At 64.3% G+C, this 23,801-nt stretch carries 25 protein-coding genes and 2 pseudogenes; 15 read left to right on the top strand and 12 right to left on the bottom strand.

Annotated features, from left to right (window positions below; translation table 11 throughout):
- Window positions 1–55: 55 nt before the first annotated feature.
- The 3 genes from mobF to SPYCA_RS02455 are packed head-to-tail and all read right to left on the bottom strand — an operon-like array spanning window position 56 to window position 5,336.
- Window positions 56–2,992 (bottom strand): MobF family relaxase, encoded by a 2,937-nt coding sequence (gene mobF, locus SPYCA_RS02465; RefSeq protein WP_120222112.1) that lies wholly within the window; start codon window positions 2,990–2,992, stop codon window positions 56–58.
- Window positions 2,989–5,016, bottom strand: coding sequence for a type IV secretion system DNA-binding domain-containing protein (locus SPYCA_RS02460; RefSeq protein WP_120218813.1), 2,028 nt, complete (start codon window positions 5,014–5,016; stop codon window positions 2,989–2,991). The genes mobF and SPYCA_RS02460 overlap by 4 nt, the downstream gene beginning before the upstream one ends.
- Window positions 5,013–5,336 (bottom strand): hypothetical protein, encoded by a 324-nt coding sequence (locus SPYCA_RS02455; RefSeq protein WP_120218812.1) that lies wholly within the window; start codon window positions 5,334–5,336, stop codon window positions 5,013–5,015. Before SPYCA_RS02455 ends, SPYCA_RS02460 begins: the two co-directional genes overlap by 4 nt.
- A gap of 481 nt (window positions 5,337–5,817) precedes the next feature.
- Between SPYCA_RS02455 and SPYCA_RS02450 the strand changes: the two genes are divergently transcribed.
- The gene (locus tag SPYCA_RS02450; RefSeq protein ID WP_058804246.1) at window positions 5,818–6,063 is read left to right on the top strand and encodes a hypothetical protein; all 246 of its coding nucleotides are present in this window, start codon (window positions 5,818–5,820) and stop codon (window positions 6,061–6,063) included.
- A gap of 193 nt (window positions 6,064–6,256) precedes the next feature.
- Here the strand turns inward: SPYCA_RS02450 and SPYCA_RS02445 are convergent, their stop codons facing one another.
- From SPYCA_RS02445 to SPYCA_RS02435, 3 genes are all read right to left on the bottom strand, one after another.
- On the bottom strand, window positions 6,257–7,243 hold the full coding sequence (locus SPYCA_RS02445) for an SLOG family protein (protein WP_062769470.1): 987 nt from the start codon (window positions 7,241–7,243) through the stop codon (window positions 6,257–6,259).
- A 452-nt stretch (window positions 7,244–7,695) separates the two neighbouring features.
- Window positions 7,696–8,748, bottom strand: a complete 1,053-nt coding sequence (locus tag SPYCA_RS02440; RefSeq protein ID WP_058804218.1) for a DUF2493 domain-containing protein — start codon at window positions 8,746–8,748, stop codon at window positions 7,696–7,698.
- A gap of 77 nt (window positions 8,749–8,825) precedes the next feature.
- Window positions 8,826–9,293 (bottom strand): DUF736 domain-containing protein, encoded by a 468-nt coding sequence (locus tag SPYCA_RS02435; protein ID WP_120218811.1) that lies wholly within the window; start codon window positions 9,291–9,293, stop codon window positions 8,826–8,828.
- 1,034 nt (window positions 9,294–10,327) lie between these two features.
- Between SPYCA_RS02435 and SPYCA_RS02430 the strand changes: the two genes are divergently transcribed.
- The 5 genes from SPYCA_RS02430 to SPYCA_RS02415 all read left to right on the top strand — a co-directional run bounded on the left by SPYCA_RS02430 (window position 10,328) and on the right by SPYCA_RS02415 (window position 12,768).
- Window positions 10,328–10,516, top strand: a complete 189-nt coding sequence (locus SPYCA_RS02430; RefSeq protein WP_232003473.1) for a DUF6771 family protein — start codon at window positions 10,328–10,330, stop codon at window positions 10,514–10,516.
- A gap of 1 nt (window position 10,517) precedes the next feature.
- Window positions 10,518–10,847, top strand: a complete 330-nt coding sequence (locus SPYCA_RS02425; protein WP_058804215.1) for a hypothetical protein — start codon at window positions 10,518–10,520, stop codon at window positions 10,845–10,847.
- A gap of 10 nt (window positions 10,848–10,857) precedes the next feature.
- Entirely contained in the window at window positions 10,858–11,373 is a 516-nt protein-coding gene (locus SPYCA_RS19175) for a hypothetical protein (protein ID WP_062769467.1), read from the top strand.
- A gap of 13 nt (window positions 11,374–11,386) precedes the next feature.
- A complete protein-coding gene (locus SPYCA_RS19465) occupies window positions 11,387–12,061 on the top strand; it encodes an SOS response-associated peptidase (RefSeq protein ID WP_062769464.1) in 675 nt (224 codons plus the stop codon).
- A 104-nt stretch (window positions 12,062–12,165) separates the two neighbouring features.
- A complete protein-coding gene (locus tag SPYCA_RS02415) occupies window positions 12,166–12,768 on the top strand; it encodes a thermonuclease family protein (protein ID WP_232003471.1) in 603 nt (200 codons plus the stop codon).
- A gap of 143 nt (window positions 12,769–12,911) precedes the next feature.
- Here SPYCA_RS02415 and SPYCA_RS02410 read toward each other — a convergent pair.
- The 6 genes and pseudogenes from SPYCA_RS02410 to SPYCA_RS02380 form a co-directional block, all read right to left on the bottom strand.
- Window positions 12,912–13,109: pseudogene (locus SPYCA_RS02410) on the bottom strand (tyrosine-type recombinase/integrase); the annotation flags it as partial.
- Between the two features lie 32 nt (window positions 13,110–13,141).
- Window positions 13,142–14,313, bottom strand: a protein-coding gene (locus SPYCA_RS02405; protein WP_120218809.1) for an IS3-like element ISSpma3 family transposase whose coding sequence is annotated in 2 segments (ribosomal slippage) — window positions 13,142–14,061 and window positions 14,061–14,313 — 1,173 coding nt in all. Because the reading frame shifts where the segments join, the coding sequence is not laid out codon by codon here.
- A 66-nt stretch (window positions 14,314–14,379) separates the two neighbouring features.
- Window positions 14,380–14,813 (bottom strand): annotated as a pseudogene (locus SPYCA_RS19460) (hypothetical protein); the annotation flags it as partial.
- 133 nt (window positions 14,814–14,946) lie between these two features.
- On the bottom strand, window positions 14,947–15,297 hold the full coding sequence (locus SPYCA_RS02390) for a hypothetical protein (protein WP_120218807.1): 351 nt from the start codon (window positions 15,295–15,297) through the stop codon (window positions 14,947–14,949).
- Window positions 15,298–15,356: 59 nt separating this feature from the next.
- Complete coding sequence (locus SPYCA_RS02385) at window positions 15,357–15,755, bottom strand: ArsR/SmtB family transcription factor (RefSeq protein WP_120218806.1); 399 nt, start codon at window positions 15,753–15,755, stop codon at window positions 15,357–15,359.
- Window positions 15,752–16,378: a peroxiredoxin gene (locus SPYCA_RS02380; protein WP_197715364.1), complete on the bottom strand. Its 627-nt coding sequence runs from the start codon at window positions 16,376–16,378 to the stop codon at window positions 15,752–15,754. The genes SPYCA_RS02385 and SPYCA_RS02380 overlap by 4 nt, the downstream gene beginning before the upstream one ends.
- 107 nt (window positions 16,379–16,485) lie before the next feature.
- On the opposite strand from SPYCA_RS02380, the gene SPYCA_RS02375 reads away from it, so the two are divergent.
- Genes SPYCA_RS02375 through SPYCA_RS19780 form a run of 9 tightly spaced genes read left to right on the top strand, consistent with a single transcriptional unit; the run spans window position 16,486 to window position 23,660 of the window.
- Window positions 16,486–17,403, top strand: a complete 918-nt coding sequence (locus tag SPYCA_RS02375; protein ID WP_120218804.1) for an MBL fold metallo-hydrolase — start codon at window positions 16,486–16,488, stop codon at window positions 17,401–17,403.
- Window positions 17,400–17,840, top strand: a complete 441-nt coding sequence (locus tag SPYCA_RS02370) for a YeeE/YedE family protein (RefSeq protein WP_120218803.1) — start codon at window positions 17,400–17,402, stop codon at window positions 17,838–17,840. The genes SPYCA_RS02375 and SPYCA_RS02370 overlap by 4 nt, the downstream gene beginning before the upstream one ends.
- Window positions 17,837–18,247 carry a DUF6691 family protein gene (locus SPYCA_RS02365; protein WP_120218802.1) on the top strand — a complete coding sequence of 137 codons (411 nt, stop codon included), beginning with the start codon at window positions 17,837–17,839 and terminating at the stop codon, window positions 18,245–18,247. Before SPYCA_RS02370 ends, SPYCA_RS02365 begins: the two co-directional genes overlap by 4 nt.
- Window positions 18,248–18,270: 23 nt before the next feature.
- The gene (locus SPYCA_RS02360; RefSeq protein ID WP_120218801.1) at window positions 18,271–19,851 is read left to right on the top strand and encodes a bifunctional protein tyrosine phosphatase family protein/NAD(P)/FAD-dependent oxidoreductase; all 1,581 of its coding nucleotides are present in this window, start codon (window positions 18,271–18,273) and stop codon (window positions 19,849–19,851) included.
- A gap of 4 nt (window positions 19,852–19,855) precedes the next feature.
- Window positions 19,856–20,641, top strand: coding sequence for a sulfite exporter TauE/SafE family protein (locus SPYCA_RS02355; RefSeq protein ID WP_120218800.1), 786 nt, complete (start codon window positions 19,856–19,858; stop codon window positions 20,639–20,641).
- The gene (locus tag SPYCA_RS02350) at window positions 20,611–21,150 is read left to right on the top strand and encodes a DoxX family protein (RefSeq protein ID WP_232003469.1); all 540 of its coding nucleotides are present in this window, start codon (window positions 20,611–20,613) and stop codon (window positions 21,148–21,150) included. The genes SPYCA_RS02355 and SPYCA_RS02350 overlap by 31 nt, the downstream gene beginning before the upstream one ends.
- A 2-nt stretch (window positions 21,151–21,152) precedes the next feature.
- Window positions 21,153–22,559: a cytochrome ubiquinol oxidase subunit I gene (locus SPYCA_RS02345; RefSeq protein WP_120222111.1), complete on the top strand. Its 1,407-nt coding sequence runs from the start codon at window positions 21,153–21,155 to the stop codon at window positions 22,557–22,559.
- Entirely contained in the window at window positions 22,556–23,554 is a 999-nt protein-coding gene (gene cydB / locus SPYCA_RS02340; RefSeq protein ID WP_120218798.1) for a cytochrome d ubiquinol oxidase subunit II, read from the top strand. The genes SPYCA_RS02345 and cydB overlap by 4 nt, the downstream gene beginning before the upstream one ends.
- Window position 23,555: 1 nt before the next feature.
- On the top strand, window positions 23,556–23,660 hold the full coding sequence (locus tag SPYCA_RS19780; RefSeq protein WP_197715362.1) for a DUF2474 family protein: 105 nt from the start codon (window positions 23,556–23,558) through the stop codon (window positions 23,658–23,660).
- The last annotated feature ends 141 nt before the right edge of the window (window positions 23,661–23,801 follow it).

The raw sequence follows: 23,801 nt of genomic DNA, 5'->3' as shown, positions 1-23,801 counted from the left end.
TGACTTTTGCTTGCCGGTCCGCTGACTTCGTGGTCCGGTCCGGGACCATCGCATTTTATCGATCATGCCCTCCGCGCTCGGGTTCCTGATGGCGCTGCTGTTCGGGTACCGGTTCGGGCGCCGCTTGCTTGCCTGCGCTTAACAGTCCGCGCAGATAGTCATGGAACTGACCTGCGGCTCGGTGGGCGCCCCCGGCAAGCCGTTCGGCGATGCTGACCGGACGGAATATCTCCGCCCACATGCGGTCTCGATCCGCCCGCAACTGCGCACGTTCGGCTCGTGTCTGCAGCATGGCCGCGCGCTCGCGTTCGATTGCGCTCGGGTGGCGGAGGCTCCGCATTCGGTGGCTGTCGCGCGTCAGGCGCCCCAGCGCCTCCAGCGCCGACGTCTTCTCGCCCGAATTCGCCTCGAGCTTCTGGACGAGGCGCTCGGGATCCTCGGTCCAGAGCTTTACGCCGAAGCGCGCGCGCGTGATCGCGGTGTAATAATTCTGGCCATTGACGAGGCCCGAGCCGAGCGGCGCCAGCACATAGGCGCGGTCATAAGTTTTGGACTGCGCCGAATAGACGGTCTCGGCATAACCATGGTCCCAGGTGCGGTGGAGCGACAAATCAATCGCCTGCGGCTCGGCCTTGCGATCCCATCGGATCGTCGCAACCGATCCGTCGATTCGTTCGACCGTCCCGCGCTCGGCATTTTTGAGGTCGAGCGCCTTCGCGGCGAGGCGCCACTGGATGCGGTCGCCCGCTGCCAGGTCGCGTGTGTCCTCCAGAAAGACGGCGACCTCGGATGCCCGTCCCAGCCTCGGGTTCCAGAGCAACTGACCGCCCTCTTCGCCCGCCAACCGTACCCATTGGCGGCCCTTGCTATCCTGCTCGACGCCGTCAACACGATAGTCTGTGTTCTTCGCAATGCCGCGCTCCGCGTCATCGCGCGCAAATCTGACGACCTGCCCGCGCGAATAGAAGCGCGCGAAGCTTTTCTCCTGGTTGGTCATGCCCGACGATGTGAGGATAGAGAGCCGCAGATCCTCGGCTCCAATTGCGCCTTCCTGTTTCAGCACCTCACGAATCCGGTTGTTGACGATCAGCCGCGTCGCATTGTCGAGAACAAGGATATTGGTCGTCTCGCGTGTGCCGGGTTTGAGCCTTGTCCATTCGCCGACCAGCAGGTCCGCAAGCTTGTCGGCGCGTTCGCCGCTCACCACCTTGTCGAGCGCATCGAGCGACGCGGCATAATCGCCGCGCCGCGCGCTCGCGACGGCGGCCTTCATCGACTTCGTTTCCTGGCGCACCGCGATCATCAGGCGCGCGGTCGGAAGCCCGAGCTGCTGCATGAGCCAGGCGGGTTTTCCCTGCTCGATCGCCCCCGTCTGCTTGTTGTCGCCGAGCAAGATGACGCGGGCGCCCGTGTCGCGGCTGATTTGCAGCACGCGCAGCGCCTGCCGGCTACCGAGCTGCCCGGCCTCGTCGAGGACGAGCACATGGCGGTCGCCGATATCATGGCCGCCGCCGGCAAGCAGCGCCGCGACGGTTCGCGATTCAATGCCCGCATCGGCGCCAAGCTTGCCCGCCGCCGACGAGGTGGGCGCCAAGCCGACGAACGTCCAATCGGGATCGGCGGCCGCCTTCAATTGTTGGACCAGCGTCGATTTGCCCGATCCCGCGACCCCGTCGACGCTGACGACCCGGTCGCTCGACAATGCGAGCCAGGCCAGCACCTTGCGCTGATCGTCGTTGAGGATGCTGCCGCTGATCGCCGCATCGATCCGTTCCCGCGAAGCAAGCGGCACAGTATCGTCCAGGCTGAGCGAGATCTGGCCCGAAAGCGCGATCTCGAGGCGTGCGGTGCGGCGCGAGGTCCGCCCGCGCGTCAACATGCCATCGCCGGTTTGCTCCCTGGTCCGCAGCAGCTTGAAGCGCTCCTCATGCGCTTCGAAGAGGGGCCGGACATCTTCGAGGCGCACTTCGCCGACATGCGAGGCTAGCCCGGTGCGAATGAGCTGCCCGAGATTGTTGACGGCCTCGCCCGCCTCGGACTGACGAAGCCCGAAGAGCGAAGCCCGGCTCGCAGTCGCTCGCTCGACGTCGATTTCCCGTTCGCCGCGTTCGTCCGCGCGGCTGCGAATTGCCCCCAGCGTCGGTGCGTGCGCGGCGGACCGCACCGACCATTGGCTATGAAGGTCTTCGAGCCCGACCTTCTGCTTCGCGCGGCGGGTTTCGAAGAAGGACCGCGTGCGTGCCGCCTGCCCTTCGAGGCCATGATCCTTTGCGTGCGCGTCGATCTGTTCGGCGCGCCGCGACATGTCGGCGATCATGTCTTGCGGCACGCCGCGGATCTCGAAGAGTCCCCGCCGCGGGTCGAAGTCGATATCATATCCGAGTCCGCGCAGGCGATGCGCGAGATCGTTGCGGTAGATTTGCCCGGCAGTCATCTGCTCGGCGAACATGGCGCGGGTTTCGAGGCTGACCATCTGCTCGTCGCCCGCATGCCGGGTCATGTTGAGAATGACGACATGGGTGTGGAGATGCGGATCGAGTTCGCGCGAGGCATGTTCGGTGAAGCGCGCGTAGAGAAGCTGGCCGGTCGTCTCGTGGACTATATCGCCGTTCATGCGGCGGCGAAGCGCGGCATGTTCCTCGATCCAGCCGATCGCGGTGGCAACCGCCTTCTCATGGGCTGCAACGATGCGCTCGTCGCCCGCAACCAGCGCCATGATCGACACCGATTTCGGCGCATTGACCGAGAAGTCCCAGCCGGGATGATGCTCGATGGCGCCGTGGCGGCGACGCCCGAGATGCTGGTCGCCGACCTTACCGGCGAGCAGCTCCTCGAGCGCCCCGCGCTCGACCGCGCCTTTGAGCCCGAGTTCGGCGGCGATCCGCCCGCCCCACGCGGAGGGCTCGTTCCCGCCCTTCGTATAATAGTCGCCGATGGTGTAATATCGGGCGACATTGGCGGGCGTTCCCCCGAGGCGGCGCGGGTGGATCATGCCGGGTTCGCCGGACTGCGGCGGCCGCCCGGGCGGCCATGCTGGCGCAGCGAGTGCGTCCACGGCGTGGCAATGATCTCGAGGCGTGCAACCGGTGCGTCGGCGTCATGCCCGCCGGTCACGCCGGCGGTATCGATCGGTGTCTTTCCGTCGCCTTTGTCACCATCGCCAGCAGTTGCGATCGGGCCCAACGGGAGCTGGGGCGCCTCCGAACCGGGAGCCTGTTTCGGCAAGCGCTTGCGCGCGGCAGGCGGTTTGGATGGAGCAGCAGGAGCAGGCAGCAAAGGCGTCCGCGCGGTGCGTAGCGGGGGATCTCTTCGCTCGATGAACGCCTCGGCGGGGGACGGCGTCCGGTTGTAGCGATCGTCGAACCGGATCACCGGCAAGCCGCGGCCGAACCGCAAAAAGCCCGCAAGGTTCGGCAGGTTCGTGACCTCGGTGTTGAGGACGAGCGGCCGCGTCACCTGGATGCGCGAGAGATTGACCCCGTCGCGCATATCATTGACGCCGTAGCTCATCCCCTCATTGGCCTCGACCTGCTCGACCTGTCCCAGATTCTTCGAAACGAGATCGGCGGTGTCGCCGTCATTGCCCCGGAGCGCGACCCAGGTCGAGCAATAGCCGGTGACGGCAGCCGCTTCCTCCTGGCCATAGGTTGCCTTCAGCTGCGGATAGGACTGGAACCCCAAGATGCCGCAGCCGCCATATTTGCGGGCGCGGGCGAGAAAGTCCGAGAGCGAGGGCAGTTTCTGGAGGCTCGGCAGTTCGTCGATCACGCAGTAGAGGCGCCGGGCCTGATCGGGCTCGAGGCTCATGATCGCGCTGATTGCGATGTCGAGCCAGACGGTGATGAGGGGACGGAGCGAGGGAAGCTGGTCGGCCTTGACGGTGATGAAGAGCCAGCTGTCATCCCCTTCGGTGGTCACCCAGTCGCGGATTGAGAGACCGTCATCCGTGTCGTCGAGATAGGCGAAGCTTCGCATCACCGAGGCCAACTCGGCCTGCACGCCCGCCGAGGTCCTCTCGCCTTCCGACGACACAAAGGCCGCCGCATCGGTTCCCGCGACATAGGCGCCGAGGGTCTTCAGCGGCGAACGCACGATGGTCTGGAGGAGCGCCGAGACATAGGTGCGCTTCTCGGTAGCAAGCTTGCGCATGACCGCGACCAATGTGCCGCGCGCCGCCTTCGACCAGAAGGGATCGCCATGCTTGTCGGGGATCATCGATTCCGCGATCTGGTCATAATGATAGTCGCGCGGGACATCGACCCAGGGCGACCAGATGGCGGTGCGCTCGTCGAGCGGATTGAGGAGGATGTCCTTCCCGGGCCGGTAGAATTTCTCGACGAAGGTGCCGGCGGTATCATAGACGATCGCGCGCCGGCCCGAGGCGCGGATACCGGCGAGCATCTTGACGATCATGTTGGTCTTCCCCGTGCCGGGAGCGCCGCAGATCAATATATGTTCGGGTTCGAAGGCGAGCGGAACCTTGACCCCGCCGATCGCGAAACTCCCCTTGCGCTCGCGCCAGAGCGCGCGGCGGATCTGCCAGACGGACCCGAAGCGCGCGCCGCGCAGATATTCGTTCGAGCCGAGCCCGCGCCCCATCCGGGTGAAATAGAACCAGGCGACAAGGAGTGCGCCGAGCGCGAAGAAGCCGGAGAGGATCGCCCCGGTGATGATATCGCTCTCGAGCGTCTTCAGCGCCTCTTTCATGATCGGCGCACCGATGAGCAAGTCGGCCGAGGTCCAATATTCACTCCCCTCGGGAGTACGAAAAAGCACCGGGTCGGTGGTCCCCCGCGCGGTATCGGCCTTGAACATGGCCTCGGCATATTTGAGGAGAAGGTAGCGCTGATAGTCGCCCGACTTTTCGAGCGCGTACCAGATGGCGCCGATGATCCAGATCGCGGTTCCCGCCATCACGGTCTGGAAGAAGACCTGGGTGGTCATACGGACATTATGGACGATGGCCTGACCGCCGCGCGTCCAACTGCCGAGCGTGTCGTTGCGGAAGATGCTCATGACTGCGGCCCTCCCCTTGTGAGGGTACGATCGTCGCCAGTCGGCAGCCCCCGTTCGCGGAGCAATCGGAGGGTATCCTCCATCCCCTTGGCGAGCGCCCGGGGCTCGCGCGCGCCGACGTCGGACGCGAGGATCGCGAGGATCTGGATGACGGTCGAATGAAGTTCATCGAAGCGGGCGTGGAACCCGAAGGGATCCGCGCCATTGAGCTGTTCGAGTGCCTCGCGGATATAGGCGGACGGGGTCATGCCCGCCGCATCCGCCGAGGCGAGCAGACGGTCGTAAAGAGCGTCGTCGAGCCGGAGAGATAGTTTTGCCAAAGGGATGCTCCAGAAATGTGGAGCCTTTGGACATGGGGTCGTGAAGCGGCTCGATTATAGCCGTAAAGCTCCAATATTCCAATGGCCTAATGCGTCCGACACGTCAGATGGGAGATGGCGCGGCGGATCAAGGGGTTAGCGGCGCTGTCCGACAAAGTCCGCCGGGCTTGTCCGACATGTCGGACATGTGACGCCCGACGGCACTCTTGCGAATTCGCGCGAATACCCTCGGTTTTGCAGGCCAGAGCGCGACGCAGCACCCGTGCGTAGGGTGCATTACAAACGCCAACGGCGTGCGTCCGCCCACCGCAGCGACCATGTCGCTGCGCAGCCTCGTGCCGGAAGGCGCGCGGGCTCCCCCGCCAGGGGGATTTCTTCCTTCCCGGCGGCCCGCCGGGCATATTCTCGGGAGACTTGATTCATGGCGTATCCATTCGATAGGAAAGTGCGTGGCGGGCAGACCATCGAAAGGAAGATGGACATGCCCAAGAAGAGTGAACGCGAGCGCCTCGCCGACCTCGAAGCGCGCCAGCGCAAGGTCGCAGACGATGTCGAAAATGCCCGCCGCGCGCTGCGCGGCAAATATGCCGCGATCGTGCCCGAGCTCCCTGTCGAGACGCTCACCGAGCGTGAATTTCGGGAGATCGTCGATCTTGCGATCCGTGCTGGAGGGACTGCATCTGTCGCGGCGCTAAAAGCCCTCTCGGGGATGGCCCCGAACAAATGACGCCCATCCCGAAGGGATGGTCCCAGCGACGAGCACGGCGAAGCCGCGCGCAGGAGGCCGGTGCGCCGCACCGCATCGCCGCCCGACGGGACCGGGCGCTCCCGCGTCCGGTTCCCTGAGGGTGGCGACAGGACGCTCGACATAAAAAAGGGGATCGGTCCGAGCTTGCGCCCGAACCGATCCCCTCGCCTTTCTATGCTCGCACCCGTTCGCGCGGCATATCGTGATGCGGGAGCAGCACCGGGTCTACCCCCGCCGCCCGCAGCACCCGCACGAGCTGCGCCTGCACCCCGGTACCCTCGGCGACCACGGCACCCACCGGCTGCAACCGCGCGATCTGGTCGTTGCGGACGAACCCCGCCCGGTTCCCCCAGCGCGCCTTGTCGATCCCCAGCGCGACCAGCGGCGTCTTCGTTCTTGCTGCCCACGCCGCGGCGATGGCATCGGCGCCCCTGTCCTGCGCGGTGGTCAGCAGCACCATGTCGGGGCGCGCCGCTTTCATCTCCTCAAGCGCCTTGTAGATCGGGCGATGGTCGGCCCAGCGAGCGCCCCCGGAGAAGACCACCAGCGGCCCCGCCGGAAAATGCTGCGCGAGGCGGCGCTGGCGGCGCGCCGCGAGATAATCGGTCCCCGCGATAACCGACGCGGTGCGCTTCGACGATACCAGCGTCGCTTTCGGCGCCGACCACGGACGCCCCGTTTCGGCATGGAAGATGTCCGCTGCATGATCGCGCATGCAGGCTATGGCATCGCTCGCTTCATCGAGCGATTCCAGGAGTTGCTGCTGTTCCTCAAGTTCGACGCCGTGGATCTCGCTGCCGTCGGCCGAGCGCAGCAACTCGCGCACCTCCTGCGCCGCCCGGTCGGACTGTCCGGCGAACTGTCCTGCGACGCGGTGGAAGCTGTGGACGATCCCCCATGCGATCCGTTCGGCCGCGCTTTCGATGCGCGTGTCGCGCAGCACGTCGAACACGGTCGTGATCATCAGTTCGACGGCAAGCTGCACCTGCATCGCATCGGGCATATCGCACGTCAGTTCCTCCTCGCTTTTCCCAAGCCTGCTGCGTTCGAGATCGGTGTCGAAGGCGGCACTGAAGCTGTCGTTCGCCTCTCCCGTCTCCTCGGCAATAAGTGCGGCGATTTCCGAAAAATCCCTTATGCTGCGTTTGAACGTCGTCATATTGACCTCCTCTAGATTGAGAGGTCATTCCCCCTGCACGGGCGCCGAGCATCGGGGTCAAGGATCGGGCGAAGCCCGACCGCGAAGCGGCGGTGGGGGTCACGATTTTCTCTGGCGGCCACCGCACATGGAAGGAAGAAGCCCCGCGCCCGACCCGCCAGGGAAAATGGTGGGGCCCCGCCGTCCTTGAGGCCGATGCGGTCCCGTGCCACGATAAGAAGACTTGAGAGAGAGGAAGAGGTTTGCGGAGCGGGGGCTCGATGCCCCCGATCCGCAAAGGCTCCCGTTCTTGTACGGCGCGATATGCGAGCACGGCGGTGTGGCTGGTTCGGCGCAGCCTGGGCGGTCAGGACGTGCGGCAAATCCCCTGCAGCAAAAAGAAAAGCCGGCGCGCTTCAGCGCACCGGCTCAGGGAGATCAAAGTGACGGTCGGGCCTATGGCCCGGCCGATGTCAGGCGGCGGCGAACATCGGATCGCCGCGCGCCGCTTTCATCGCGCCATGCGCGGTGGGGCGGCGGACGGCGCTCTCCTTCTCAGGCGCCTGGTCCGTCTTGCGGAAGGCGTGGATCGGGACATTGGCCTGTCGCAGCGTCTGGTAGAGATTGGCCTGCAATCCCGACCCCTCGCAAACCACCGCTTCGACGGGACGAAGTTCGGCGAGCTTTCGGTTGCGGGTGAAGGCGGTCTTACGCCCGGTCCCGTAGAGGCCGAAGGCCACGACGGGTACGCGGGTTTCGGATCGCCCCGCCCACGCTGCAGCGATCGCGTCGGCGCCCTTGCGCTGCCCGGTCGTCACCAGCGTCATATGGGGCACGCGGGCGCGGATCTCGTCGAGCCGCCGCCAAAGCATCTCCCAGTCGTGCCATTGCGCGGGGCCGGAGAAGACGACGACCGGCCCCTGCGGCAGGTAGCGCTCGCGCGCATCGAGTGCCCGTTCGCGCAGGAAGTCCTGCGCCGCGATCTGGCTCGCAGTCGAGGCCGAGGATGCACGCGATCCGCGCGCGGGCGACCAGGGCCAGCCCGACTGGGTGCGATACATTTCGGCGGCATAGTCACGCATGCATTCGATCGCCGCGCGCTGTTCGGCAGTCGATTGGCACAGGAGCTGCTTTTCCTCGAGCTCGCTGTTGAACACCTCGCTCATGTCCATGCGCCGGACCATCTCGCCAACCTCGGCCGCGAGAGCATCCTCGCGGCGCTCGAGTTTCCCGGCGACGAAGTGGAAGCTGTTCACGAACCCCCACGCGATCTCGGCGGAAAGCGGCGCGAGCCTCGTGTCGTTGAAAAGGTCGAAGATCGTCGCGATGATCCCGCCGCATTCGGCCTGCGCCGCGAAGGGTTCGGGCATGTCATGCTCGCCCGGCTCGTCACCGGGTTCGATGATCGAAAGCGGGATGGGATCGCCGAACGATGCCTGGAATTCGGGCGTGGCGATCTGTTCGGCGTAGAGGGCACGAAGGTCTGCAAAGCTGTCAACACTTTGCGCGGAAGAATGAGCGACCATGTTCGGTCTCCTTGGATCGGGCAAGAAAAGAGCCGGGAAGCGCAGCTGCGCCTCCCGGCCCGGTTGCGGCGCCTTCGTCAGCCGAAGGGCACCTCGTCGTCGAGGTCGGCGCCGGCGCCCATCAGCGCGCCGTTCGAGCCCGCCGTGCTCTCGCCGAAGCCGCGGTCCTGCGGCTGCTCGTCATAGCTGCGCGTGCTCGCGTCGAAACCGCCGCCGAACTCGGCACGGACGGTCTCGCGGCGCCACGCGATGGTGTAGCCGCCGTCTTCGGACGGAAACAGCGCCACCGGCAGCGGTTCGGGGAGGCTCGGGTCGTCGATATTGCCCGCGAGGAAAACCTCGCCGGTCTTCTTCGACGCCGCTTCCCACAGCGCCCCGACCTGCACCCAGCGCCGGGCGACGTTGAGCGCCAGCACCTCGTAAACGGGTGCCCGCGGGTTCATGCTCTCGACCTTGCGCAGACCGATGCGCGGGAGGTCGATCGTGCGGGTCGCGATCGAGCCAGTCAGACGATCATTCACATTCCTGATTTCACCGATATTCATGACACTTACTTTCGAATGTCGCGCGCGAACCATTTCCCGGCGACACTCTTCCCGATCCTTCTCTCCTCTGTGGCGCCGCGCCCTCGGCCCACGCCGCTGCCCGCATGCGCGCGCTCACCTCGCCGCCCGCGCCGTGGCGTGCGGAGGCCGAAAGCCGATCACTGCGTCACTGAGAGGACTGGCTGGGTCAGCGGAAAGAAGGGGAGCGATATAGGGGAGGTGGCCTCCCGAACTGACGGGCAGCAATGTCATGAGATAGCAGTGGCGACGTCAGCTCTGCGTGCACCACGCCGCATGGATGCGCGGCGCCCTCACCCCGTCACCCGCCTCGCGTGACCAATGCGGCTCGCGGGCTCTCCGCGCTGCCACGTCGGGTTAATGCGTGGCTTCTGACCGTTGGATATGGCGGTCAGGTAGTTTGTAGGCGCGCACTCGCCGAAGCGAATATTCCGAGCGCAGCCCCGGGTGGCCTTAGCCCCTGAAAATGACGGCACCCCGCGCCCGGAAAACCGGGGTCTGGACGCGGAGCGCCGCCCAGATACGGCCGGGCGGGTCGCGTGCCCGGCCGACTGTTATCGGAATGATGAGACCGGTCCCTTTATCGGCACCAGAGGCCCCTCCACCGACGCGGCCGCCGTTAGGGAAACCTCGCCATTCTCAAAAACAAAACTTTCCTGCAGCCGGGATAGTTTGTCTTTTCCGTACAAGGTTTGCCAATCTGGAGTAATCTTTCCTCTCTATAATTCGGCGTCACTGACCCGGCGCAAAGCACGATCGACCAGCGTGCGCCCCGCACAGCCAAGCTTAACACAGGGTATCCCTGGGCTCCAAAGATACCCGCTTTGGCGTTTCGGGCCGATTGCTATTGGGCGGCTTCTTGGAAAATGCCGAAATGGGCGGACGCCCGGACGGCCGAGCCCGTCCGTTCGGCTTGCGCCGGGGCCGCTTGCGTGGCGGCGGCATCGCGAAGACGGGCCCACGCGCGCGTACCGCAGCTTGCTCATTTGTTCTTTTTATGTTCTCATTGATCCATGATGAGAATCGACCCTGACCGAGTCGCACGCGCACTCCTGGACGCCCCAGGATGGGCGCGCGTCGGCCTCACCGCGCCAACGGAAATCATACGCGAAGCGGCCGCGCAGGAACTGGCGCTGACGATCGCGCGCATCCACGGTGAGACCACGGCCGCCGCCGACGCCGATCAGCTGGTGCTGGCGCTGTGACGTGCAGCATACGAAATCGGGCATTCCGCGGGCCACGCACATTTTCGAGGCGGCCATCTGGCATTATGCGGTGCAGCCCGTTTGCCGCTGCGGTCATCACGCCAAGTTCGATGCGGGACTGCTTTGGTACCGCTTTCACCGCAAAGGCTGGGACGATAATCTTCGCAAGGCGTGCCGCCATTTCTGGTGCCGGCAATGCGCCTGGAGTTCCGGCCGCCGCGTCGAACCGCTCCGCCTCGAAGTGGTCAATTGGGACAAGGACGCGATCTGCATCAAGGAGCGGGTCGACGAACGCGAATGGAAGCGCGCGATCCGCCGCTACCGGAGCTAGGAGCTAGACGATGGAGAGAGATTTCGACGACGTCCTGCAGGGTGTCGGCAAAGGCGGGCACCGGATCATGATCTGGGATGGCCAGGAAGAACGCCAGATCGAGGCGCATTGGGGCCTCCGGTCGCGCGACCCCGAGATCGGACAGATCCCGCTGCTCAAGTCCGAAACCGCGCGGATCGAAAGCCCCTGCCTCATCCTCGCCAACGAGTTCGGCATCAAGCGCGACGGCAAGACGCTCTATGCGGCAAGCCTCGTCACCGACATCCCCTTCTTCTGCATTGCCGGGGTCTGGCAGCGAGGGACGCGCGACTATCCCGATGCCTTCGCGGCGTTGACCGTCCCCGCCTATCCGGACCTTGCGCCGCACAAGGACCGCCATGTGGCGGTCGTCGATCCCGACGATTGGTTCGACTGGATGCAACAGGAGCGCCCGCCGCTGGACATCTTGCGCCCCTTCCCCGAAGGTAGCTTCACGATCACGCCGCCGATCCAGCCCAGTTTCGAGGGGCTGCTCGGCGCCGCCTGAACGGGAGCCGCCGATGTGCAACCAGATCACGCTCAAGGCCTCGGTCGACGAGGTCGCATCGCATTTCAAGGCGCAGCGCAAGAAGCAGACCAATGCGAGCACCGGTGATGTCTGGAAGGGCGGCACGGGCTTCGTCGTTCGCGAGGTCGCCGGCGAACGCCAGCTCGACGCAATGGTGTGGGGCTTTCCGCGGCATTCCACCAACAAGAAGACCGGCAAGCCCAACAAGCCGACCCACGTCAACAACGCCCGCGACGACAAGCTGATGTCGCCTTACGGCATGTGGCGCGAATGGTTCGTCCAGCCCGGGCATCGCTGCCTCATCCCGATCACCGCCTTCGCCGAAGCCGTTGGGCCCGAAGGGCAAATGACACGCACATGGATCAGCATTGCCGACCAGCCGCTGGCTGCCTGCGCGGGCTTCTGGCGTCCGACCGACGAATGGGGCGACAGCTACACCATGGTGATGGTCGATGCCGTCCCCGAGATGCTCGAGGTCCATGACCGCATGCCCGTTATCCTACATCCCGAAGACCATGAGGCATGGCTGCACGCACCGGCCGAGGAGGCGATGAAGCTCGTCACCCAATATCCCGCCGATCGTCTCGTCATCGATCACACGCCCGAGCTCTGGTACGCGGGTCGTACCAGGAAAAATGCGGCACGCACGGCCGCAACCCTGCTGTGACATCGAAAAACCCGAACCGCGCGACACGCCGGCCCACGCGCACCGCGATCGCCGCTATCATCTTCTCGCTCGCCCTGCCCCCTACCCCGTCGGTCGCACAGGACGTGAGCGGCCCCGCGCGGGTCTCCGACGGCGATACGTTCAACCTCACAGGTATCGTCGTCCGGCTTTACGGGATCGACGCGCCCGAACTGAAGCAGACCTGCACGCGCGGCGACGGTCCCTGGGCCTGCGGCCAGGAAGCGGCCGACAAGCTCGCCGCGATCGTGGAAGGCCAGTCCGTGCGCTGCGAACAGCGCGACATCGACGACTATGGCCGCACCGTCGCGATGTGCCAGGTCGGAATAATCGACCTCTCCGCCGCCGTCGTCGATGCGGGCCTCGCTGTGGCCCTGCCAAAATTCACGGCCGCCTATGTTCCCAATGAAGCAAGAGCGCGTGAGCGCAGGCTCGGTCTCTGGGGCGGCGAGTTCCAGATGCCTGCTGAATATCGAGCGATCAATCCTGCCCCGCGCCAGCCGCCCGCGCGCGTGTCAGAGGACCCCCGACCCGCGACACTACCTCCAGCATCCAGTTTATATTTCCGCGACTGCAGGGAAGCTTGGGCTGCTGGTGCCGCGCCGATCTATCGAGGGCAGCCCGGCTATCGCTCCGAGATGGATGGCGATGGCGACGGAATCGCCTGCGAACCTTATCGCCCTCGATAGAAGCTCGAGACCGAGCCCTGGCTGGCCGTTTTTAGGCAAAAATGGCCGATTGCGGTCAGGCAGCTTTTGGGGACCGAACAAAGAGAGCGGACGTTCCGGCACGGGTTGAAACGCTCGCTCTCTAGGCTACTTTAATTTGCTGGCTAGACTTCGATGCCTTCCGCTAGGGTCAGCGCATCTTCAACATCGACACCGAGGTATCGCACCGTATTTTCGATCTTGGTGTGGCCGAGTAGAATCTGCACAGCACGCAGGTTCCCGGTCGCCTTGTAAATAATCGACGCCTTTGTTCTGCGCAACGAATGCGTCCCATAATCTTCGCTTCGGAGACCAACAGCCGTTGACGTGACCCCCTGGTTTCCACCAGCGGGGATTAGAGCCCAGCAGCTTTGTTGCGCATGAGCGCAGTGTAAGCAATGGCCTGTGCAGCGGAGCCCGAAGGGCGTAGCTGCACAGGCCATTGCTTATGCAGTTCGGCGGCGAACGCCGCCGGTGTCTCATATCCAAGGGCCGAGTGTGGCCGCGCCTGGTTGTAATCTTCGGCCCAGGCCGCGATCACTGTGCGGGCATGATCGAGGTCGAGGAACAGCGTCTCGTTCAGAAGCTCATCGCGCATCCGGCCATTGAAGCTCTCGACATAGCCGTTCTGCATCGGCTTGCCCGGCGCGATATAATGCCACTCGACCCCGACCTCACCGCACCATGCGAGCACCGCGTTCGATGTCAGCTCGGTCCCATTGTCGCTGACGATCATCCCCGGTCTGCCGCGCTCCTCGATCAGATCGCTGAGCTCGCGCACGACCCGGCGCCCGGAGATCGACGTGTCGGGCACCGCGCGCAGGCACTCCCGCGTGACATCGTCCACGATGTTGAGCACCCGGAACCGCCGACCTGACGCCATCTGATCATGCACAAAGTCGAGGCTCCACCGCTGGTTCGGCAGCGCGAGCACCGGTGCGGGCGCCCGCGCACCGATCGCCCGGCGCCGGTTGCGTCTTCGTCGGACCATCAGCCCCTCCTCTCGATACAGGCGCTGGGTCTTCTTCCTGTTGATCATCACGCCCTCCCGGCGCAGCAGGATATGCAGGCGCCGATAACCGAACCGGCGACGCTGCTGCGCCAACTCGCGCAGCTTCTCCCGAACCTCGGCATCGTCGCCACGCTGCGACCGGTAGCGCATGCTCTTCCGATCGGCGCCTGTGACACGGCACGCCCGCCGCTCGCTCATCCCATGGCAAGCCTGGAGATGGGCGACCGCTTCCCGCTGAACGGCGGGCGTCACCATTTTTTTGTGAGAAGATCCTTCAGCGCCGCATTGTCCAGCATCGAGTCCGCAAGCAACCGCTTCAGCTTCGCGTTCTCGTCCTCGAGCGAGCGTAGCCGCTTCGCCTCCGACACCTCAAGGCCGCCATACTTGGCCTTCCAGTTGTAGATCGTTGCTTCCGACACCCCGTGTCGCCGCGCCAGCTCGCCGGTCTTCGCGCCCGCCTCCGCTTCCTTCAACACCCCGATGATCTGCTCTTCCGAAAACCTCAAACGCTTCATCTGTCCGTCCTTCCTTCAAGACCGGACTCTAATCACTGTTGGAGGAAAATCAGGGGGTCACGTCACCGTGACCCATTCGTCGACCAGACGCGCATATTGGCGCGTGCTCATATGAGCGGAGTGGTCGATCCGGCTGGGAACGCGTAGTCCTCTATCGATCCGCCGCGACGTTCGAGCCAAGCGAGGAGGCTGCCGCGAGCATCCGACATGATTTCGAATTGGACTGGTCGACCGGTCTTCTGTTGAATCACCATTGCTCGCGTTCTCAACTCACCGCCGGTGACAAGGTCACCAATCCTGATCTTCACAAGATCGCAGCCTCGCAGTTTGCTGTCGATCGCAAGATCGAAAAGCGCCCGGTCGCGAAGCCGATGCTCCCGATCCAGGTGAAAGCGAATTGCCCATATCTGCCGTGGCTTTAACGGTCGCTTTGCGCCTACCTTTCGACCGGCATTCCACGCCGGGCGTGGCGGTAAATAGTCGAATTCTGATCTACCCATGATCGTTCTCCTGCGGCCGAAATGGCCGAAATGGGAACGCTTGGGATGCTTGCGCGGCTAGCAGACCGAGTTGAAATCGATGTAATGGAAGGATCGCAGCGTGCTAACTCAGGTTGGATTGCCTTCGCTCCGATCAAGATTTCGAACGCGTCCGGTTAGTCCCGAGCATTATTTCGCCCATATCGCCTTTGTGCCGGAAGCTGAGGGCCAAGAGGTAGATCGAGAGGAACAGCATGCCGCCGAAGATAGCCACCAAGCCAAGCAAACAGCCTCCAACGGCAAAGTCGTTGCGCCAGGCAGTCCACAGTCCAGACAATAGCAGAAAGGTGAAGAAGTCGAAATTGAACTGCCCCGGCCAACCCATGGCCGCCATATCGCCGAAGAAGACCGGCAACAGGTTCCATCCGTGCGCGGCGATCGTGACGCCAGTGTAAATTAGGATCGAGAGCAAGCACGCGAGAAGGAAAAGCCGGAACCAGATCATAAGCCCCCCAATCCAAATTTCACACGGGTAGACAGATCATTTTTTTCGCGCCCTGACCATTACCTCTCAATTCGCGCAAAGGCTGCCGCGCCCGCCGGGGCGACGGGATTTACTTTCGAAGGCTCGGCGATGGCGGTGGCAAGATCACTCACACTTGAGACCGCTCCGGAGAAAATCGCCTCCATGCTCCGCACGCACAGCGCAACCTGATCGTCCACCAAATCATAATAGACCTGCTTGGCTTCGCGGCGCGTCTTGACGAGTTCGCCACGGCGAAGCTCGGCAAGTTGCTGACTGAGCGCGGGTTGGCCGATGGCCGTCGCCGCCTCGATCTCGCTGACGGTCCGTTCGCCGCGCAGCAGGCACGACAGGATCATCAGCCGTTGCGGCTGGGCATAGACGCGCAGCTTTTCGACCACCTTGTCCGCCATCGCACGATCCTCGTAGATCGCAGTCATGGCGCATCCATGGTGCGGCAGAACCAGCCGAGGTCGTTACCCTCCATCACCTTTTCGGACGGCGGCGCCAGAAACGCGTCGCCCGGTCGCCAGCCTTCGGGCGTCAGCCGCTTGCCGTCGGCCGTCTGCTGGAGCGCGGCGACAGTGCGCAATATCTCGTCGACAGACCGACCGACGGTGTGCGGATATATGTTGATCGCGCGGACGATGCCCTCGGGATCGATGATATAGGTCGCCCGAACAGCGGCGCTGTCCTGCGCGGCGGCGTCGATCATGCCATAGGCGCGGCCGATCGCCATGCTGGGATCCTCAACGATGGGAAACCCGATCGCGACCCCGAAATGCGCCTCGATCGCACGCACCCACGCGAGGTGCGAGTAGAGGCTGTCGACCGACAGCCCGAGAAGCGAGCATTCCAGCTTGTCGAAATCCGCCTGCCGCTTCGCAAAGGCAATAAACTCGGTCGTGCAGACCGGCGTGAAGTCGGCGGGGTGCGAAAAGAACACGAGCCAGCGCCCGCGATAGTCCGCCAGCGCCAGCTGCCCGCTGGTCGAGCGCGCGGTGAAATTCGGGGCGGCATCGCCCAATCCAATCGGTCGCGGCGCGTCGGTCATCTCGGTCATTTGGTCATCCATTCCTGTGTTCCAAGCCTTGCCTCGCAGCCCGGCTTGACGCAATCACTCTATTCAATTACATAATTTATGTAAATCTGATTTTAAAGGATCGGCAAATGATGGACCAGGTTATCGAAAAGGCTGGCGCCCAGGTCGAGGCAGCAAAGGCGCAAGCGTTCGAAATCAAGGCCTTTTTCGACAATGCGACGAACACGATTTCCTATGTCGTACATGATCGCGCGACGCGCCGCGCGGCGGTGATCGACTCGGTTCTGGACTATGATCCGGCCGCCGGGCGCACGTCGCACGAGTCGGCCGACGCGGTGATCGCCTATGTCGAGGCGCAAGGCCTGACGGTCGACTGGCTGCTCGAAACGCACGCCCACGCCGATCATCTGTCAGCCGCCCCCTATCTGCAGGACAAGCTGGGCGGAAAAATTGCGATCGGCGAGCATATCGTCACCGTGCAGCGCAATTTCGGCAAGCTGTTCAACGCGGGTAGCGACTTCCAGCGCGACGGGTCGGATTTCGATCAACTGTGGAAGGACGGCGACCAGTTCCGGATCGGCGAGATTCCCGTGACGGTCCTGCACGTCCCCGGCCACACCCCCGCAGACAATGCCTATGTGATCGGCGATGCGGTGTTCGTCGGCGACACGATGTTCATGCCCGACTATGGTACCGCGCGTGCCGACTTCCCCGGCGGCGATGCGCGCCAGCTGTTCCGCTCGCTGCGCCGCATTCTCGAGCTGCCGCCGCAGACGCGGCTGTTCATGTGCCACGACTATTTACCCGAAGGCCGCGACAATTATGTGTGGGAAACCACCGTCGCCGACGAGCGCGCGCACAACATCCACGCGCATGACGGGGTAAGCGAGGATGAATTTGTCGCGATGCGCGAGGCGCGCGACATCTCGCTGTCGATGCCGCGGCTGATCATGCCGTCGATCCAGGTCAATATGCGCGCGGGCCACATGCCCGCGCCCGAAGACAATGGCATCCGCTACCTTAAGATTCCCGTGAACGCCGTATGATTGCGTCCTTTCCTCAGGCGATGCCGGTCGAAGGATTGCTCGGTGGCCTTTTGATCGGCGCGAGCGCCGCGATCATGCTGCTCGGCAACGGCCGCATCGCCGGGGTCAGCGGGCTCGGCGCGCGGGCGCTCGGCATCGCGGATATCGGGGCGCCGCGCGCGATGGCGGCTGCCTTCGTGATCGGCCTGCCGATCGGCGCGGCGCTTGTCGCGCTGCTGCTCGGCGCGGTCGAAGCGCGCTATCCCGCCGCGACGTGGCAGATCGTCGTCGGCGGGCTTCTCGTCGGCTATGGCACGCGGCTCGGGTCGGGCTGCACGAGCGGCCACGGCGTATGCGGTATGGCGCGGCTATCGCCGCGATCGGTCATTGCAACGCTCGTGTTCATGGCCAGCGGCATCGCGAGCGTCGCGATGATGCGCGCGGGCGGCCTGTTGTGAGCCGCTTGGTTGCCGCGCTCCTCGCGGGCTCGATCTTCGGCGCCGGGCTCGCGCTGTCGGGCATGGCCGATCCCCAGCGCGTCCGCGCCTTCCTCGACGTTTTCGGCCAATGGGATCCCACGCTGGCGTTCGTCATGGCCGGAGCGCTGGTGCCGATGGCGCTGGCTTGGGCGCTGCAGCGCCGCTCGCCGCGCCCGGCTTTTGCCGACAGCTTCGATCTACCCGCGACGCGCGGCATCGACGCGCCCCTGGTCGTCGGCGCGATGTTGTTCGGGATCGGCTGGGGGCTGAGCGGGCTTTGCCCCGGTCCAGCGATCGCCGGGCTTGCGATCGCGCCCTCCCAGGCCGGCATCGCAGTCGCGGCGATGATCGCGGGCATGGTGCTGCACCGCCTGACGAGACGCTGATAAAGGATAACGGAGTGGTATCCATGGACATCAGGACAATCGACGCGCGGCTGAGCGTCAGCCCGCAAATCCGCCCCGAGGACGTGCCCGCAATCGCCGCGGCAGGCTATCGAACGATCATCTGCAACCGTCCCGACGGCGAAGACGCGGGGCAGCCGCCCGCCGCAGCGATTGCCGCCGCGGCGGAGGCGAGCGGACTTGCCTTCACCCACCTGCCGGTCGTGCCGGGCCAGGCAAGCGACACGGACGCCGCCCTGATGGCAAACGCCCTCGGCAACCTGCCCGGGCCCGTGCTCGCTTATTGTCGTTCGGGCAGCCGTTCGGAAAAGCTCGCCGCGATGGCGGAGCGGCAGGACAGGTCTGGCGCGCGCGCCGAGTTCGACATCGTCATCGTCGGTGGCGGCGCGGCGGGGATTGCCACCGCCGCGAGCATCCTCCGGCGCAGTCGCGACGTCAAACTGGCCGTCATCGAGCCGTCGGACGACCACTATTACCAGCCCGGTTGGACGATGGTCGGTGCGGGGGTTTTCGACGCGCCGTTCACCCACCGGCGCGAAGCAAGCCTGATCCCGGCGGGCGCCGAGTGGATCAAGGACGCGGTGGCGCGGTTCGAACCCGACGCCAATCGCGTCGAGCTCGGCGACGGGCGGCGCATCGGCTATCGCGTGCTGATCGTCTGCCCCGGGATCAAGCTCGACTGGGATGCGATCCCGGGGCTGGCAGAGACGCTGGGGCGCAACGGGGTGACGTCGAACTATCGTTACGACCTTGCACCATACACCAACCGGCTCGTCCGCGAGTTCAAGGGCGGAACCGCGATCTTCACCCAGCCGCCGATGCCGATCAAATGCGCCGGCGCGCCGCAAAAGGCGATGTATCTGTCGTGCCACCGCTGGGAGAAGTCGGGAACACTTGCTGCAGCGGACGTCCGGTTCCATAACGCAGGCGCAGTGCTGTTCGGCGTTCCCGAATATGTTCCGGCGCTGATGGAATATGTCGGACGGTATGGCATCGATCTCAATTTCGAATCCAAGCTCGTCGCGATCGATGGGCTTGGACGCACCGCCACCTTCGAACAGCGTCGCGGCGAAGAGGTAACGACGATCAAGCAGCGCTTCGACATGATTCATGTCGTGCCGCCGCAAGTCGCGCCGGACTTCGTGCGAGCAAGTCCGCTCGCCGCGCCGTCCGGCTTCGTCGCCGTCGACGAAGCCACCCTGCGGCACCCCGCCTATCCCAATATCTTTGCACTTGGCGACGCATGCGCCGCCTCCAACGCCAAGACCGCTGCGGCGGCACGCAAACAGGCGCCGGTGGTCGCGGTCAACGCGCTCGCCGCGCTCGCGGGCAAGCCGCCGGTGGCCGATTATGACGGCTATGGCAGCTGCCCGCTGACGGTCGAGGCGGGCAAGATCGTCCTCGCCGAATTCGGCTATGGGGGCAAGCTGCTGCCAAGCTTTCCGTCGTGGCTGATCGACGGCACCCGCCCTTCGCGCCTGTCGTGGCTGCTCAAGGACACGATCCTGCCGCCCGTCTATTGGCACGGCATGCTCAAGGGCCGCGAATGGATGGTGAAGCCCCACATGATCGGCGCCGAAGGGTGACGGCATGATCGATGCTCTTCACTACGGCCTCGGCGGCGTGTCGGGCATATCGGTCGGCTTCGTGCTCGGCCTTGTCGGCGGCGGCGGATCGATCCTTGCGGTCCCGCTGCTCCTGTATCTCGTCGGCGTGAAGAACCCACATGTCGCCATCGGCACCAGCGCCTTCGCGGTTGCAGCCAATGCCGCGATCGGATTGTGGAATCACGCGCGCGCGGGCACGGTCAATTGGCGCTGCGGTTTCATCTACGGCGGGGCCGGCGTCATCGGTGCCTTTGCCGGGTCGACCCTCGGCAAGAGCATCGACGGGCATCAATTGTTGCTGCTGTTCGCTCTTTTGATGATCCTTGTCGCCATCCTAATGTTCCGCAGCCGCGGGAACGAGGGCATCGAAGGCGCGATGTGCAGCCGCGAGAATGTGGGCAAAGTTGCCGGTTATGGCCTCGGCACCGGCGCCTTCTCGGGCTTTTTCGGGATCGGCGGCGGCTTCCTGATCGTCCCCGGTCTCGTCGCCTCGACCTCGATGCCGATCCTGCGCGCGATCGGCACCTCGCTGGTCGCGGTGACCGCCTTCGGACTCACGACCTCGTTCAACTATGCGATGTCGGGCCTCGTCAACTGGCCGCTCGCCGCAGTGTTCATCCTTGGCGGGGTGGCGGGGAGCGCGATCGGGACCCGAGCGGCGCGCGTTCTCTCGGCCGACAAGGGCAGGCTCAACATGATCTTTGCCGGCTTCGTGATGCTCGTCGCCGTCTACATGCTTTGGAAAAGCTGGGCCGAACTGGCGGGATAATGGGGAGAAAAGGCATGTTGCGAAACATCGAGGCAAGGTTGACGCCGTCGCCTCACACCAGCGCGCTGATCGACCCGCTGTTCCGGCTGTTGACCAGCCTGATCTTCATCATCGGTGGGCTCGGCCACTTCGGACAGCATCGCATGATGCTCGAACGGATGGAGGAATCGCCGTGGGCGCCGACGGTCGGCATGATCGGCGATCCATCGGTGCTGTTATGGCTGTCGGGTATCGCCTTCGTCATCGCCGGCCTGACGCTCGCGATCGGATTCATGACCCGGGCCTCGGCGCTCATTCTCTTCGCGACCCTTGTCCCGGTTACCGTAGCGGTTCATCTCGTTCCCGATCCGTCGCACGTCGGGCCGCTCTTCAAGAATGTCGCGATTCTCGGCGCGCTGCTGCTGATCTGGGCGCGTGGCCCCGGGGCCTTCGCCTTGGACAATCGGCCCACTGCGTGCAGCGACGAAAAAATGATACTATCCCAACCAGCTCCTCCTCTCGGAGAATGATGATGATCGAACAGGACTGGGCGATCCTGCTTGCCCGCATTCAATTTGCCTTCACGGTCAGCTTCCATTTCCTGTTCCCGGCCTTCTCGATAGGCCTCGCGAGTTTCCTTGCCGCGCTCGAAGGACTGTGGCTGAAGACCGGTAAGGGCGTCTACGCCAACCTCTACCGCTATTGGCTCAAGATATTCGCGGTGGTTTTCGCAATGGGCGTCGTGTCCGGCATCGTCATGTCCTACCAGTTCGGGACGAACTGGTCGGTCTTCTCGGACAAGGCCGGACCGGTGATCGGGCCGCTCATGGCCTATGAGGTGCTGACCGCCTTCTTCCTCGAGGCGGGGTTCCTCGGCGTCATGCTGTTCGGCATCAACAAGGTCGGCCGCAAGCTGCATTTCGTGGCGACGCTTGCGGTGGCCCTCGGCACTTTCATCTCGGCCTTCTGGATCCTGTCGGTGAACAGCTGGATGCAGACCCCGGCGGGCTTCGATATGAGCGCGAACGGCCAATTCCTTCCCGGTGACAGCTGGCTGCCGATCATCTTCAACCCCAGTTTTCCCTATCGCCTCGTCCACACGGTCCTCGCGGCTTATCTGACGACGGCCTTTGCGGTGGGCGGCGTCGGCGCGTGGCATCTGCTGAAGGACCGGCAGAACCCCGGCGCGCGCAAGATGTTCTCGATGGCGATGTGGATGGCGGCGATCGTCGCCCCGATCCAGGTCGTGGCGGGCGATTTCCACGGTCTCAACACGTTGGAACATCAGCCGGTCAAGGTGATGGCGATGGAAGGCCATTATCAGAGCCACCCCGACGGCGCGCCGCTCATCCTTTTCGGAATCCCGAACAGCAAGGATAAACGCGTCGATTATGCCGTCGAAATCCCGAAGGCGTCTTCGCTGATCCTGAAGCACGACCCCAACGCGCCGCTGAAGGGTCTGGACACGGTTCCCGATGCCGACGAACCGCCGGTGGGTATCGTCTTCTGGGCGTTTCGCGTCATGGTCGGACTGGGCATGGCGATGGTCGGGATCGGTCTGTGGAGTCTCTTCGCGCGCGCACGCCGCCGACTCTACGATTTGCCTTGGCTGCACCGCGCCGCCGTCCTGATGGGACCAAGCGGCTTTGTCGCGGTCCTCGCCGGCTGGGTCACCACCGAAGTCGGCCGTCAGCCGTTCACCATCTATGGTCTGCTGCGCACCGCCGACAGTGCATCGCCGCTCGACTCGCCTGCGGTTGCGGCCTCGCTGCTCGCTTTTGTCATCGTCTATTTCGCGGTGTTCGGCATGGGCATCTGGTACCTGCTCAGCCTCATGAAAAAGGCGCCCGAGGCGCATGAAGCCGCGCTCGACGGAATGCCGATCCGATCCGCCGGGATTACGCCTGTCGCTGCGGTCATCGAAGGAGAGGGGGCATGATCGATCTCACCGTCATCTGGGCCGCCATAATCGGCTTTGCGATCATCGCCTATGTCGTGATGGACGGCTTCGACCTCGGCATCGGCATCCTGTTTCCCTTCTTCAACGTGGGCAAGGATCGCGATACCGCGATGAACAGCATCGCCCCGGTGTGGGACGGCAACGAGACTTGGCTCGTCATGGGCGTGGGCGGCCTGCTCGCTGCCTTCCCGCTCGCTTATGCGATCATCCTTCCCGCGCTCTACGCGCCGATGATCGCCATGCTGCTTGGCCTCGTCTTTCGCGGCGTGGCGTTCGAGTTCCGATGGCGTGACCCGGCGCACCGGGCGTTCTGGGATCGCGCCTTCACGCTAGGTTCGATCGTCGCGACCTTTGCGCAGGGGATTGCGCTCGGCGCGCTGCTTCAGGGTATCACCGTGGAGGGCCGTGCCTACGCCGGCGGCTGGTGGGAATGGCTGTCGCCGTTCAGCCTGCTGACCGGCGCCGGACTGGTCGTCGGATATGCGCTGCTAGGCGCGTGCTGGCTCAACTGGAAGACCGAGGACGCGCTGCAGCGACAGGCCGTGACCTATGCCGGCCGCCTCGGCATCCTGCTGCTCGCCATGATTGGTGCGATCAGCCTCGCGACGCTGACGCTCGAGGCGCAATATCATCAACGGTGGCTGAACTACCCCGGCGTGCTCGCCACTGCACAGGTTCCACTCGCCACGGTCATCGTCACCTTCCTATTCTATCGCAGCCTGCGCCTGAAGCGGGACGCACAACCCTTTCTCTGGGCTCTTGCGCTCTTTGGGCTCTGCCTTGTCGGGCTCGGCGTCTCGATCTGGCCGGACGTCATCCCGGCGCGCGTCACAATCTGGGAAGCTGCCGCTCCGCATCGCAGCCAAGTCTTCATGCTCATCGGAGCATCGATAATGGTGCCGATCATTCTCGCCTACACCGCGTGGTCCTATTGGGTGTTTCGCGGCAAGGTTGGGCAGGACGGGTATCATTAAGGTGGCGCGCCTGAAGGAACTAGGCTGGTTCGTCGCCATTTGGATAGCGAGCGTCCTGGTGCTGGCAGTGGTGGGGCTTTTGATAAGAGCAGTGCTGCGCGGCTGAGAAATCGAGAGAATGATCAGCAAGCCGAGCATTTTGGCAGATCTTTCGAAGCTGGCCGATTGCGGAATGGCAGGTCTGAGATCCTGCGTTGCAATAGTTGCCCTTCAGAGCTGCGCTCATTTTACGCAGCGAGTGCCAACC

It is taken from the genome of Sphingopyxis sp. FD7 (genome assembly GCF_003609835.1).
Lineage (GTDB): Bacteria > Pseudomonadota > Alphaproteobacteria > Sphingomonadales > Sphingomonadaceae > Sphingopyxis.
The sequence above is the reverse complement of the archived record's forward strand: the minus strand, read 5'-3'. Positions and strand labels throughout refer to the sequence as shown.

What these genes read in the sequence shown, in the direction of transcription:
- mobF (WP_120222112.1), bottom strand. Translation starts at nt 2,992, where the DNA reads ATGATCCACCCGCGCCGCCTCGGGGGAACGCCCGCCAATGTCGCCCGA.
- SPYCA_RS02460 (WP_120218813.1), bottom strand. Translation starts at nt 5,016, where the DNA reads ATGAGCATCTTCCGCAACGACACGCTCGGCAGTTGGACGCGCGGCGGT.
- SPYCA_RS02450 (WP_058804246.1), top strand. Translation starts at nt 5,818, where the DNA reads ATGCCCAAGAAGAGTGAACGCGAGCGCCTCGCCGACCTCGAAGCGCGC.
- SPYCA_RS02445 (WP_062769470.1), bottom strand. Translation starts at nt 7,243, where the DNA reads ATGACGACGTTCAAACGCAGCATAAGGGATTTTTCGGAAATCGCCGCA.
- SPYCA_RS02440 (WP_058804218.1), bottom strand. Translation starts at nt 8,748, where the DNA reads ATGGTCGCTCATTCTTCCGCGCAAAGTGTTGACAGCTTTGCAGACCTT.
- SPYCA_RS02435 (WP_120218811.1), bottom strand. Translation starts at nt 9,293, where the DNA reads ATGAATATCGGTGAAATCAGGAATGTGAATGATCGTCTGACTGGCTCG.
- SPYCA_RS02430 (WP_232003473.1), top strand. Translation starts at nt 10,328, where the DNA reads ATGAGAATCGACCCTGACCGAGTCGCACGCGCACTCCTGGACGCCCCA.
- SPYCA_RS19175 (WP_062769467.1), top strand. Translation starts at nt 10,858, where the DNA reads ATGGAGAGAGATTTCGACGACGTCCTGCAGGGTGTCGGCAAAGGCGGG.
- SPYCA_RS19465 (WP_062769464.1), top strand. Translation starts at nt 11,387, where the DNA reads ATGTGCAACCAGATCACGCTCAAGGCCTCGGTCGACGAGGTCGCATCG.
- SPYCA_RS02390 (WP_120218807.1), bottom strand. Translation starts at nt 15,297, where the DNA reads ATGATCTGGTTCCGGCTTTTCCTTCTCGCGTGCTTGCTCTCGATCCTA.
- SPYCA_RS02385 (WP_120218806.1), bottom strand. Translation starts at nt 15,755, where the DNA reads ATGACTGCGATCTACGAGGATCGTGCGATGGCGGACAAGGTGGTCGAA.
- SPYCA_RS02380 (WP_197715364.1), bottom strand. Translation starts at nt 16,378, where the DNA reads ATGACCGAGATGACCGACGCGCCGCGACCGATTGGATTGGGCGATGCC.
- SPYCA_RS02375 (WP_120218804.1), top strand. Translation starts at nt 16,486, where the DNA reads ATGATGGACCAGGTTATCGAAAAGGCTGGCGCCCAGGTCGAGGCAGCA.
- SPYCA_RS02370 (WP_120218803.1), top strand. Translation starts at nt 17,400, where the DNA reads ATGATTGCGTCCTTTCCTCAGGCGATGCCGGTCGAAGGATTGCTCGGT.
- SPYCA_RS02360 (WP_120218801.1), top strand. Translation starts at nt 18,271, where the DNA reads ATGGACATCAGGACAATCGACGCGCGGCTGAGCGTCAGCCCGCAAATC.
- SPYCA_RS02355 (WP_120218800.1), top strand. Translation starts at nt 19,856, where the DNA reads ATGATCGATGCTCTTCACTACGGCCTCGGCGGCGTGTCGGGCATATCG.
- SPYCA_RS02345 (WP_120222111.1), top strand. Translation starts at nt 21,153, where the DNA reads ATGATCGAACAGGACTGGGCGATCCTGCTTGCCCGCATTCAATTTGCC.
- cydB (WP_120218798.1), top strand. Translation starts at nt 22,556, where the DNA reads ATGATCGATCTCACCGTCATCTGGGCCGCCATAATCGGCTTTGCGATC.